Annotated in this window: 11 protein-coding genes; 5 read left to right on the top strand and 6 right to left on the bottom strand. The window is 40.8% G+C overall.

The window, feature by feature from the left end; translation table 11 throughout:
• Window positions 1–30: 30 nt before the first annotated feature.
• A complete protein-coding gene (locus AAG807_RS15685) occupies window positions 31–717 on the bottom strand; it encodes a transglutaminase family protein (protein ID WP_341905950.1) in 687 nt (228 codons plus the stop codon).
• A 26-nt stretch (window positions 718–743) separates the two neighbouring features.
• Here AAG807_RS15685 and AAG807_RS15680 point away from each other — a divergent pair, with 26 nt between their 5' ends.
• Entirely contained in the window at window positions 744–1,346 is a 603-nt protein-coding gene (locus tag AAG807_RS15680) for a hypothetical protein (RefSeq protein WP_341905947.1), read from the top strand.
• Here AAG807_RS15680 and AAG807_RS15675 read toward each other — a convergent pair whose 3' ends face one another.
• From AAG807_RS15675 to AAG807_RS15660, 4 genes are all read right to left on the bottom strand, one after another.
• The gene (locus AAG807_RS15675) at window positions 1,347–1,877 is read right to left on the bottom strand and encodes a shikimate kinase (RefSeq protein ID WP_341905945.1); all 531 of its coding nucleotides are present in this window, start codon (window positions 1,875–1,877) and stop codon (window positions 1,347–1,349) included.
• A gap of 67 nt (window positions 1,878–1,944) precedes the next feature.
• On the bottom strand, window positions 1,945–3,144 hold the full coding sequence (locus AAG807_RS15670; protein WP_341905942.1) for an aminotransferase class V-fold PLP-dependent enzyme: 1,200 nt from the start codon (window positions 3,142–3,144) through the stop codon (window positions 1,945–1,947).
• 17 nt (window positions 3,145–3,161) lie between these two features.
• Entirely contained in the window at window positions 3,162–4,406 is a 1,245-nt protein-coding gene (gene pepT, locus AAG807_RS15665) for a peptidase T (protein ID WP_341905939.1), read from the bottom strand.
• Window positions 4,407–4,622: 216 nt separating this feature from the next.
• Window positions 4,623–5,318 carry a Crp/Fnr family transcriptional regulator gene (locus tag AAG807_RS15660; protein WP_341905937.1) on the bottom strand — a complete coding sequence of 232 codons (696 nt, stop codon included), beginning with the start codon at window positions 5,316–5,318 and terminating at the stop codon, window positions 4,623–4,625.
• Between the two features lie 104 nt (window positions 5,319–5,422).
• Here AAG807_RS15660 and hemN point away from each other — a divergent pair, with 104 nt between their 5' ends.
• Window positions 5,423–6,799, top strand: coding sequence for an oxygen-independent coproporphyrinogen III oxidase (hemN, locus tag AAG807_RS15655; RefSeq protein WP_341905935.1), 1,377 nt, complete (start codon window positions 5,423–5,425; stop codon window positions 6,797–6,799).
• Window positions 6,800–6,809: 10 nt separating this feature from the next.
• Window positions 6,810–9,173 (top strand): heavy metal translocating P-type ATPase metal-binding domain-containing protein, encoded by a 2,364-nt coding sequence (locus AAG807_RS15650; RefSeq protein WP_341905932.1) that lies wholly within the window; start codon window positions 6,810–6,812, stop codon window positions 9,171–9,173.
• A 3-nt stretch (window positions 9,174–9,176) separates the two neighbouring features.
• On the opposite strand, the gene AAG807_RS15645 is transcribed toward AAG807_RS15650, so the two are convergent.
• Complete coding sequence (locus AAG807_RS15645) at window positions 9,177–10,280, bottom strand: DEAD/DEAH box helicase (RefSeq protein ID WP_341905929.1); 1,104 nt, start codon at window positions 10,278–10,280, stop codon at window positions 9,177–9,179.
• A gap of 98 nt (window positions 10,281–10,378) precedes the next feature.
• Here AAG807_RS15645 and ccoS point away from each other — a divergent pair, with 98 nt between their 5' ends.
• A complete protein-coding gene (gene ccoS / locus AAG807_RS15640) occupies window positions 10,379–10,603 on the top strand; it encodes a cbb3-type cytochrome oxidase assembly protein CcoS (RefSeq protein ID WP_341905926.1) in 225 nt (74 codons plus the stop codon).
• On the top strand, window positions 10,584–12,767 hold the full coding sequence (gene ccoN, locus AAG807_RS15635) for a cytochrome-c oxidase, cbb3-type subunit I (RefSeq protein WP_341906042.1): 2,184 nt from the start codon (window positions 10,584–10,586) through the stop codon (window positions 12,765–12,767). The genes ccoS and ccoN overlap by 20 nt, the downstream gene beginning before the upstream one ends.
• Window position 12,768: the final 1 nt, after the last annotated feature.

Below are 12,768 nucleotides of genomic sequence, written 5' to 3'. Positions count from 1 at the left end.
AATTGAGAATCCAAAAATTTGAAACTGGGATTAGATTGATATCAGCTCGGAATCGAAATGAAATGAGAATGCTTTCGTATCAACCGGATTTTCAAACAAATCAGGATAATACTTCTGCATCTCCTGATGCATCAACTCAAAAGGCACGTCCCCGAATTCGCCATAAAAATGCAGGTACTCCATAAATTGGGTATTCTCCACGTAAGCCTGGAAAAGAGAATCTTCCCTTCCATCCCATTCCAACAATGGTACTCCACTCAATTTACAAATTCGCGGATCAAAAGCCGGTGTACATTTACTCCATTTTCCTTCAATCCAAACTTCCACGTAGCCATGGAATACAATCTCATCCCGCTTTAAATAGGTTTTCAATTTCTCGACGCCGATGTGATTTTTAACAATTCCAAAACCCAACCTGGCAGGAAAACCAAAAGCCCGAAAACAAGCGCACGCCAAAAGTGCCTTTTCAACACACCACGCCCGATTTTTAGAAACGATCACGCTGGCTTTCAAAAAATCCGGACGTAAATCCAGGTGGTACGGATCATACAAAAAGGAATCGCGAACCGTTTCATAAATGGCCACAACTTGTTGAACAGAATCAGAATAAACCGGAATCGTTTGAATAAACTGCCTTACTTCCGGAGTTAAAAAATCCATCTGTGGGGTTTCCAAAAGGAATTCTCCCCAATTTACCTTCTGATTTTGCGTATTCATTGTACGAAATTAGTTAAATTCGTTGAGTGACGGATTCTGATAAAAAACATTCATTTCGCGAGGAGTTTGAGGCTCATCTTGAAAGCCCCATTCCTATTTTGACCCGGTTGCGCAACGTAATTTTCGGGAAGGAATCGCCCGACACCTATACTCAAATCAGTTTTTACCTGGGAGTGATCATTTGGACGATCTTTTTAGTCTGGACTATTTTAGGGCATATGGTACTCACCAGCACAGATTGGATTGAACAGGAAAAAGGACTGGACGTCCATTCGCTTATTGAACAACGTGGTGAAGCACTCGGATTTGTTGGAACGGACTTTCAGAACAGTCTGATCACTTTTTACAATGTTGCATTGGTTGCGTGGACCGGAATCTTTATCGGTTTGGTGCTTCAATGGCGAAAAAATGTGTATTTCATTTATTTCATTTGGGTAGCTGCGGCAACTTATTTACTAGCCATGTGGTTCTTATTGGGATTTTCCTATTGGTACAATGACACAACCACTTTTGACAAGATAGCTTTCTTCCTGCTCGTCGGACATTCCAGCCTTTACTATTATTTCCTGAATCGGGAAGCCCGCGGTGATAAAACCAATTTCTTCGGAATTGACGAGGATCCTGAATAACTAATAAATCAGTTTATTTAATTCCTTTATCAACTTTTCAACTAACTCAATAGGTGAATTTCGCTCATTCGGCATGATCAGTTTTGCCTGCTTGTAGAAATGCACTCGCTTACTCAACAATTCTTCCACAAAAGGATGGAATTCGGAATCACTCAGCTCCTTCAATAATGGTCTCAATTGCTTCTCATCCTTCAGGCGTTTGATCAAAGTCAACAAGCTTGTATTCAAATAAATAACCAATCCCAACTCATGCATTAATTCAAGAGCGCCTTCCACTATCGGGAGACCTCCTCCAACTGCAATCACAGCAGGTTCTGTTGATCTTAACTGATTCAGGAAGTTCATTTCCATTTCACGGAAGGCAGCTTCGCCATCTGTTGAAAAAATGTCTGTAATGCTCCTTCCTTCGATCTTTTCAATCGCTTTATCCGAATCAATAAACGGAAGGTTTAATCGTTCTGCGAGTAATTCTCCGACAGTGGATTTACCGCTTCCCATGAAACCAATCAGGAAAATAGGTTGTTTGTTCATATCACCAATGTATGTTCACCGCAAAGTCTCAGAGAGCGCTAACTCTTTGAATTTCCTTTGCGGTTAATTAAAAAATTAGTTTTCTTTCTTTTAAGTCCGTAAGCGCTCTTTCCAGTCTGATCAAATCTTCTTCTGAATTGAATGCATTGATAGAAAACCGAACGTATGCCTGCCCGTTTTGAACCATTACCGGAATCTCGATCTTATATTCAGAATAAAGGATATTTTTCAATTCCATAGGGTTTTCACAACGAACAGGAATACTTCCCAATTGACCGATAAATTCATCCCTTACAGGAGCTAATGGCTTTGAACCAACCAGATCACACAATCTTGGAAGCCAACTATGGACCAATTTCCGACAATCTTCAGCTACTCCCCACCAATCATTCCATTTCATGAAATCAATTGCTTTTGGAATAGTCAGGTAAGCCGAAAAATCACGTGTTCCATTAAATTGGTGGTAATCCAAAAACTGTGAATTACTTGGGAAATCCGCTTTATATCCCCAACTGACAACCAAGGGATTTAATCCTTGCTGATGCGCTCGTTTGACATACAGGAAACTGGAACCTTTTGGCGTAAGCATCCATTTGTGGCAGGCACCTGTGTAAAAATCCGGATCCAACTCCGTTATATTCAAGGGAATTTGCCCCGGAACATGTGCCCCGTCGATAAAAACCAATACTCCTCGTCTCTTAGCTTCGATACAAATCTCTTTTACGGGTAAAATAAGCCCCGTAGCTGAAGTAATTTGTGAAATAAAGACCAATCTAGTTTTGTCACTGAAACCTTTCCAGAAATCGGCTAAAAACGCTTCTTTCGAAGTCAAAGGTAATGAAATGGGTTGTTTGATGTATTTTACCCCTTTCTCCTCACAATGGAAATCCCAGGTTCTATCGCAAGCTCCGTATTCCATGTCCGTACTTAAAACCTCATCTCCGGATTTCAAATCCAGAGATCTTGCAACAATATTGACTGCATAGGTCGGATTCGGCACATAAACCAGATCATCTGAATGACACCTCAGGTATTCACCCAAACAGATTCGGCTTTCTTTCAGGTAAGCAGGACCTTTATTCACAATAAACTGAACCGGTTCGTATTCCAATTCTCGCTGAAAACGCTGGTATTCATCAAAAATCGGTTTCGGACAAGCCCCAAAAGAACCGAAATTCAAGAATGCAATATCTTCCCGAAGCAAAAACGCTTCCTTTAAATCGTTGTAAACAATATTTTCAGTCATGTCGTCTTTTGAATTTTGCATTTTGCCTTTTGAATTGACTAATGTTTTTCCCAAATCTGAACCAACTCCACCAAGGTGTCTACTGCTTTCTGCATATCTTGAATACTGACGTACTCATGTCGGCTGTGGATAGCCATTTCGCCAGTGAAAATATTCGGACAAGGCAGCCCCATGAATGACATGCGCGAACCGTCCGTTCCACCACGAATAATGGTCGGTTTCGGAGTGATCCCCGCATTTTTCATTGCTTCGATCGCATAATCCGTCACAAAAGGAACATCCTTGATAATCTCTTTCATGTTTCGATATTGCTCCGTAACCTTTGAAGTATAGGCTGCACCCGGAAATTGAGCAATCGTATCTTTCAATATTCCTTCCAAACGTGTTTCATATTCAGCCAATTTAGCCGTGATATGATCCCGGATAATGAAACTCACGGTCACTTCTTCCAATCCACCGGAAATAGCTGTCGGATGAACAAAACCTTCGCGGTCTTTGGTACTTTCAGGCGACCATTCGTCTTTGGGCAAAGCATCAATAAATGCACTGGCAACTTTCATTGCGTGAACCATCTTTCCTTTTGCATACCCCGGATGCGCACTGACTCCTGTAATTACAAAGGTCATCGCGTCAGCTGAAAAAGATTCATCTTCAATAGCACCCAATTCTGCAGAATCCAGTGTATATCCATAATCAGCTCCAAGCTTTTCCATATTGAGCTGTTCTACTCCTCTTCCCACTTCCTCATCCGGTGTGAAAAGAATACGAATCTTTCCATGAGGAATCTCCTTCTTTTTCATCAATTGTGCTGCCAGATCCATGATAATGGCAACACCTGCTTTATCATCAGCTCCCAATAAGGTCAATCCTGAAGCGGTAATCAGGTCATCTCCGATTTTTTCTTTCAAATACGGATGTTTCTCTGCTGTGATTACTTGTGTCGGATCATCCGGAAGTGTAATCGGAGCTCCGGTATACTTGCGGTGAATGATCGGTTTGACATTCGTTCCGGAACAATCCGGTGCGGTATCCATGTGCGAACAGAAACAGATTGTTGGAATATTTGCTTTCCCGGAAGTGGCAGGAATGGTTGCATAAACATATCCCCACTGATCAGCTTCCGCATCTTCAATTCCCAATGCTTTCAATTCTTTCACCAATAAATGGGAAAGGTCCTTTTGTTTTTCACTGGAAGGAAAAGAAGTGGAATTCGGGTCTGCTGTGGTATCAATCTGCACGTAGCGAACAAAGCGCTCTTCTACTGAATATGGGGCATTTTTCATCTGAATACAATTTTTTCTAAAATTAGAAGATTTTTAAGACTAAAGACCTAAGAACAGAGACGAAAGACAGCCCCATGTCTTAAGTTTTCAGTCTATCGTATTTTGTCTCATAGTAATTTCATCATTCTTAGTGATTTTAGAAAAACGAATGGTCTATAAGCTGCAAAGTGTGTCCTACGAAAGTTGAACGATATGAAAGAAGATTAGGTCGCTTTACTAGCGATGTCCGCCGGCAAGTTGGATCAATTCTTCCTTTTTGACAATGAAGATCTTGCGGGTTTGCGTATCGATCAGACCTTCTTCCTTGAGCTCTTTGAGCAATCGGATCAATGTTTCTGTTGCTGTTCCAACAAAATTGGCTAAATCCTCTCTGGATAGATTGATGGGTTCATCATCGTAAATATCTGCCAGTATCATCAGGGAATAAGCCAAGCGTTCACGCACTGTTTTTTGAGCCAGGTTGGTTATGAAAATGGCGCGCTCACCCAATTCTTTCGACAATTCCTTGATGAGGGAATTCCTCAAACTGGCATGGGTATCCAGCATGTTTAAAAAGTCGTCCTTAGCAACAAAGCAAATATTGGAATCCTCCAATGTGGAAGCAGATAATTTATAAGGATCTCCGCTTAACATCGCACGGAAACCGATTACTTCCCCGGCCTTCGCAATATGCACGATCTGTTCCTTTCCTTCATCACCTAAGGCATAAATCTTCACTTTGCCATGATTCACACAATAAACTCCTCTTGGAAAGCTTCCTTCTACGAAAATGGTCTGGTTCTTTTTGTAAAACTGACACGATTTATGGTGATCCAAGTCTTTGACATCGAGCTCACTCAAATGTGCAAACATGCTATTCGATCGGACTGCACACGCTTCACAATTCACATGCTTATGAGACTTTTCTACCATCAGATTAGTTTTCGCCTTATTACTGAGTAGTAAAAGTACTCTTTTTCATCGATTCCCCGAAAGGTGATGCACATCATTTTTTCAAGAAAATCAGCTATCTACCTTTGTCAAAATTGAAGAATGGAATGAATGCTAATGGCTTGATTCAAAAATACAACCAACCAGGACCAAGATATACTTCCTATCCACCGGTTCCGTTTTGGAAAATCGCTCATTGGGAAACCTCCGATTGGATTGAAACAATCCGAAAAGGACAGCAATTACCGGAAGGAAAGGCCATTTCCATTTATGTCCACCTGCCCTATTGCGAATCCCTCTGTACTTTCTGTGGTTGTCACAAATACATTACAACCAATCATTCGGTTGAACATGCGTACATTGATACTGTCCTGAAAGAGTGGGAATTCATCGCGAGTCATCTTGCAGAAAACACGACTATAGCAGAAATTCATTTAGGTGGTGGAACTCCCACTTTCTTTGCTCCGAAAGAGCTAAAGCGACTTATCGATGGACTGACAAGTCACTTCTCTGTTTCCCCCGATGCAGAAATGGGTTTTGAAGCACATCCCAATTCGACTTCAACAGATCATTTGGCGGTGTTGCATCAATCCGGATTTCGACGGGTAAGTTTCGGGATTCAGGATTACGACCCACAAGTTCAGCAAGCAATTCACCGCATTCAATCCCATGAACAAGTTTCAAAATGCCATTACGAAGCCAAGCAATTAGGGTATACGAGCATTTCACATGATCTGGTGTTTGGACTGCCTAAACAAACAGTGCAAGGTTTTGAAAAAACAGTCAGACAAACCATTGAATTCAAACCTGACAGGCTTTCACTTTACTCCTACGCCCATGTTCCTTGGGTGAAAGGAACCGGTCAGCGGGGATACGATGAAAATGACTTACCCACTCCGGAAGAAAAGCGAGCGCTTTATGAGCTTGCAAAAGCACTTTTTCTGGAAGCAGGTTATCTGGAGATTGCCATGGACCATTTTGCTCTTCCGGAAGATGAATTGGCAAAAGCTTACTCTTCAGAAACATTGCATCGAAATTTCATGGGATATACGACCAATAATACCAAGGTATTAATCGGATTAGGCATGTCTGCAATTTCGGACAGCTGGTTCGGTTATGCTCAAAATGAAAAAGATTTGAAAAGCTATCAGAAACGCATTGAAGAGACGAATCATGCATGGGAAAAAGGGCATTCATTATCAATTCAGGATCTTGAAACACGAAAACATATCAATCAACTGATGTGTCAGTTTGAAACTGAAATTGCCCCGGACAGCTGCATGGAGTTCGAAGAAATTGCGGATCAACTGATTCCACTCATCGATGATGGACTCGTTGAAATAAGCGGACGAAAAATAAGTGTGACAAAAAAGGGAAAACCCTTTGTCCGAAATGTCTGTATGGCATTTGACCCTTATCTGAAAACTCCGATTTCAAAACCAACCTTTAGCATGACTATTTAAGTTCAAGGATATGACCTCCCAAGAAACAAGTGAATTAATCTGTTTTCACTGCCATGAACCTGCAGCAAATGAGCTTATCCGATACGATGATCACCTTTTCTGCTGCAATGCTTGCAAACAAGTCTATCAATTACTTTCCACGCATGCCCTCGGAGAATATTATAATCAAGATGTCAATGCCGGAATCAGACCAAACAACATAGCAAAAGAAGCATTCTCAGTCTTAGATGATTTGGAATTAAGAAAAAAATACATCGAGTTTGAAGAAGGAAACACGGTGAAATTAACCCTGCACTTGCCTCAAATTCACTGTGCAAGCTGTATCTATTTACTGGAGCATTTACACCGACTACACGAAGGAATTATTCGGGTTACAGTTCATTTCCCAAAAAAAACGGCTACAATTACTGTTAATACGGAGTTGATCAAACTATCTGAACTAGCAATCCTGCTTACAAAAATAGGATATGAGCCTAATTTTAAGGCAATTGACAAATCCAGTTCCACGTTCGATAAACGTCTCTTATTCCAATTGGGAATAGCCGGTTTTGCTTTTGGAAGTATTATGCTTTGGAGTTTCCCGGAATACTTAGGCATTGATCAAACCTACTCCGGAATCCGCAATTTCAGTTCCTATCTCTCATTTGCAGTATCGATTCCCGTTCTGTTATTCTCTGCACAAGACTATTTCAAATCAGCAATAGCAGGAATTCGGATACGAAGTCTTAATCTGGATATTCCAATAGCCATTGGGATTCTCGCATTGTATATCAGAAGCTGTGTCGCCATTTTTAGTCAGGAAGGACCCGGATATATGGATTCTTTTGCTGCATTCATTTTCTTCCTCCTGATTGGTAAATGGTTTCAAGGAAAAACCTATCAGTGGTTATCTTTTGAGCGAGATTTCAGGTCTTATTTTCCTGTTGCGGTAATCAAGAAAAAAGGCGATGACACATCGTTATGTCCGATTGACGAATTGCAAATCGGTGATCAAATTTTTATTCGGAACGAAGAAATTATTCCTTGCGATTGTATTCTACTCAGTGATAAAGCAACCGTCGATTATAGTTTTGTGAGTGGTGAAGCTGATTGGATTGAAAAGAAAGAAGGAGATTTCCTTTATGCGGGTGGAAAGAATTTCGGAGAAACGATTCAATTAGTTGTTTCCAAAACCACTGAACGAAGTTCCTTAACACAACTCTGGAATGATCATCATACCAAACGAACCGAATTGGCTTTTCAAACCCGACAAGACCGCATTTCGAAATATTTTATTGCGGTGGTGCTTGGACTTGCTCTTATTTCTTCAGCGGTTTGGTTCTGGATTGATCCAACACAAATCCCTGAAATTGTTACTGCAATCTTGATTGTTGCCTGCCCGTGTGCTCTGGCTTTATCCGTTCCCTTTGTTTATGGAAACATGTTGCGTGTTTTGGGTAAAAATGGATTTTATCTTCGAAATACTGCAATCATCGAACGCATTCAACAATGCAACTACCTCGTTTTTGATAAAACAGGAACTTTGACAGAACAAGATCACAAACAAATTCAATACGAAGGTAGGACGCTTACCGAATTTGAAAATCTCGCACTTTATCAAATGACAAAGCATGCAGTGCATCCTTACGCAAAAGCAATTCACGAGATGCTTTCTGTTTCATTAACAGACTCTCATTCTAACACTAAAGCCATTGAGATCCCCGGAAAAGGAATTTCACTTGGTCATTTTAAACTGGGTTCCGCAGCATTTATTGGTCTCAAAGACTCACAAAGTGATGAATCGCAGGTCTATTTTGCCGCTGAAGGAAAATTATTGGGAACCTTTACTTTTCAATCCAAATTGCGAACTCAGCTAAAAGAACTCATCCAACTCTTAGCCACAAATTACCAATTAGCGGTAGTTTCAGGAGACAAACCCAAAGATTTAGCTTTGCTTCGAAGTATTTTTCCAACTGAAACGAGCTTTCATTTTGAACAACGACCGCTTCAAAAAAAGGAATTTATTCAAGATTTGCAGGCGAAAGGAAATTACGTTCTAATGATAGGCGACGGATTAAACGATGCCGGAGCATTAAATGAAGCATTTGTAGGAATCGCATTGTCTGAAGATCTGGTACGCTTCACTCCCGCTTCAGATGCAATTTTGAAAGCAGATAACCTAAAAAAATTGGGGAATTATTTCAAATTCATCCGAGACGGGAAAAATTTTCTCCGCATTTGTTTCGCTTTTTCACTTTGTTATAACCTCACCGGAATTGGTTTTGCGGTAACCGGACAATTAACTCCATTCGTCGCAACCATTCTCATGCCATTGAGCTCCATTACTGTTGTATCATTAGCAACGTTTTTGACTATTCGGAAAAAGTTTGATTAGAATTTAGAGCTGAATAAAATCAACATGCAACAAATCCTGAATATAGCGCAATTTCTTGCGTTCCACTGCTTCAACCAAGCTTAAAGAAATTCCTCTTTTCCCGGCTCTGGCAGTTCTCCCGCTTCGATGTGTGTAATAATCCGGGTCATCCGGTAATTGGTAATGAACTACAAATGCCAGATCCGGGAAGTCCATTCCACGTGCGGCAATATCGGAAGCCACCAAATATTGAGTCTGCTCCTGCGAAAACATCCGCATGGCCTTTTCCCGCTCCTTTGGAAACATTTCCCCATAGATCTCCGTCACTTTCTTTTCATGCGTTCTCAGAAAACGTGCAACATGTTCCACATCGCCTTTGGTTCTGCAAAAGATGATCCCACGTCCTTTTTTCATGCTTCCGAGAAATTCCAGCAACATCATCGGTTTGTCTTCTTTCTGACATTCGATGTATTGATGCTCGATCATCGGATTCATCACTTTTTTGGTTGCAATGATTGCCTGTGGAGCATCCATATGAAGTGTCTGCTTGATCCATTTGGTCAATTCACCATGAATCGTTGCCGAAAACAGCCATTTTTTATGAAAATCATTGGTTTCACCTAAAATCTTATCGATCTCCTTCATGAAACCTTTCGCGTACAATTCATCCGCTTCATCCAAAACGATTGTTTTCATCCGTCTCAAGGAAACAGCTTTCATCCGAACCAATTCCAATAATCTTCCCGGAGTTGCCACCAAAACCTGAGTCGGGCGTTGTAAATTTCGCTTTTGCTCTTCAATATCATCTCCCTTTACAATGGATTGAATGAAGAATTTATCGAGATTCTTAGAAAGTTTGAACAAGGTTTTAGTGGTTTGAACAACCAATTCACGGGTAGGAACCAAAACAACAGCCTGCACATCCTTGTCCTTTGCATCAATGCGTTGAAGCAATGGAACACCGTATGCAATGGTCTTTCCGGACCCTGTATGAGCCTGACCAACATAATCCTGATGCTTTTCAATCAGATACTTCCAGGCATGTTCTTGAATCGGAGTCGGTTTTAAAAAACCCAGTTCCTCCAGACGACTTAAGATTTTTGGATTAATCGGTGAATTTGTCTTCATAGTACAAAGGTAGTTAGAACAATTGAAATGAATGATTTCTCCTATAAGAGCTACTTTCCAAAACATGATAAAAATCACCTTTTTGAGTTACTTAAATCATGTTTTTTTTTTCAACTAGTGGTGTTCTTTGCCCTATGGGAATGATCTACATAATGCTAATCGTAAGTCTCTGTCTGGCAGTGTTTTTCTTAGTCATTTTTCTTTGGGCTACAAAGACAGGTCAGTATGACGACGACTATTCTCCGAGTGTCCGAATTCTTTATGAGGATGAATCAACTAAAAATGAAACAAATCAAAACAACGATGGAAATACAAACAATTAAGTACGACAATCGAATTGTCAAATATTTTGCATTCGCCACCATCCTCTGGGCGGTCATTGGAATGCTGGTCGGATTAATAGCAGCCTTGCAATTAGCTTTCCCTGAATTTTTCAACGATTACCTCGGGTTTCGTTACATCTCATTTGGAAGAATCCGCCCTCTGCATACGAATGCAGTAATTTTCGCCTTTGTAGGAAACGGTATTTTCATGGGGATCTATTATTCCTTGCAGCGTTTATTAAAGGTTAGGATGTGGAGTGATAAGTTGAGTTACCTCAATTTCTGGGGTTGGCAGTTCATCATTGTATGTGCTGTTCTAACCTTGCCATTCGGAATCACTACCAGTAAAGAATATGCAGAACTGGAATGGTGGATTGATATCCTTATCGCTTTAATCTGGGTTGTCTTCGGATGGAACATGTTTGCAACCATTCTTAACCGGAATGTAAAACACCTATACGTTGCCATTTGGTTCTACATTGCCACATTTGTAACCGTTGCCATCTTACACATTTTCAATTCATTTGAGCTACCGGTTTCTTTCTTTAAAAGTTATTCCTGGTATGCAGGTGTTCAGGATGCACTTGTTCAGTGGTGGTACGGACATAATGCCGTGGCTTTCTTTCTAACCACTCCTTACCTCGGTTTGATGTACTACTTTGTTCCAAAAGCAGCCAATCGACCGGTTTATTCTTATCGATTATCCATCATTCACTTCTGGGCACTCATTTTTATCTATATCTGGGCAGGACCTCACCATTTGTTATACACTTCCCTTCCGGACTGGGCACAAAGTTTAGGAGTGGTATTCTCCATCATGCTGATCGCACCATCTTGGGGAGGAATGTTAAATGGTCTTCTGACACTTCGCGGAGCCTGGGATAGAGTGCGTGATGATGTCATGCTCAAATTCATGGTTGTTGCGTTAACATGTTATGGTATGGCCACATTTGAAGGTCCACTCCTATCCCTGAAATCTGTAAACATGATCTCTCATTTCACAGACTGGACAATCGCCCATGTACACGTTGGAGGATTAGGTTGGAACGGAATGATGACATTTGGAATGATCTACTGGTTGATACCAAGAATGTTCAAAACCACATTGTATTCCAGAAAATTGGCAAACCAGCATTTTTGGATCGCCACATTAGGAATCATCCTTTATGCTGTGCCAATGTATATTGCAGGATTCATGCAAGGTTTGAGATGGCAAGACTTCAATCCGGACGGAACCTTGGTGAATAAAGATTTCTTAGAGATCGTAATCGATATGAAGCCTTACTACATCCTTAGATCCATTGGTGGTTTACTTTACATTATCGGAGCTTTAATGTTGGTTTACAATATTTTCAAAACTGTAAAAGCTGGTTCATTTGAAGCAAACGAGGAAGTAGAAGTTGCCGTAGAAAAAGCACATCCGTCTAAAGGAAAAGAATACTGGCACCGCAGTATTGAAGGGAAACCGGTTCGTTTCATGCTAATAAGTATCATCGTAGTAGCAATCGGTGGTTTGGCAGAAATCATCCCGACCATTGCCGTGAAATCCAATATTCCGACAATCAGCAGTGTAAAACCTTATTCTCCACTTGAATTGGAAGGTCGTGATATCTATATCCGGGAAGGTTGTAATAACTGCCATTCCCAGATGATCCGACCATTGCGTTTCGAAACAGCCCGTTATGCTCCAACACCGGAAAGCGGAGGTTACACTAAAGCTGGCGAACATGTATATGACCATCCATTCCTTTGGGGTTCCAAACGAACAGGTCCCGATTTGGCAAGAGAAGGCGGATTGCGTGGAAACTTGTGGCATTACAAGCACATGATCGATCCGAAAGCACTTTCTTATGGAACAATCATGCCAGCCTACACTTGGTTGAGAGATGACAATTTGAACACGGACTTACTGACGAAAAAAATCGAAGCGATGCAAACGATGGGCGTTCCTTATCCAAAAGGATATGCAAGCAAAGCAAAAGCAGATTTGGATGAGCAAGCCTTAAAAATTGCAACCGACATTGTAGAAAACACACCAAAAATTGCCTTGAACGGTCAGGATAAAAATGCAAAAATCAATGAATTGAAACAAAAAGAAATCATTGCATTGATTGCATATCTGCAACGCCTAGGCACAGACATCAAAGTAAAACAATCTAAATAAG

The organism is Fluviicola taffensis DSM 16823, from assembly GCF_943372375.1.
Classification (GTDB): domain Bacteria; phylum Bacteroidota; class Bacteroidia; order Flavobacteriales_D; family Crocinitomicaceae; genus Fluviicola; species Fluviicola taffensis_A.
The sequence above is the reverse complement of the archived record's forward strand: the minus strand, read 5'-3'. Positions and strand labels throughout refer to the sequence as shown.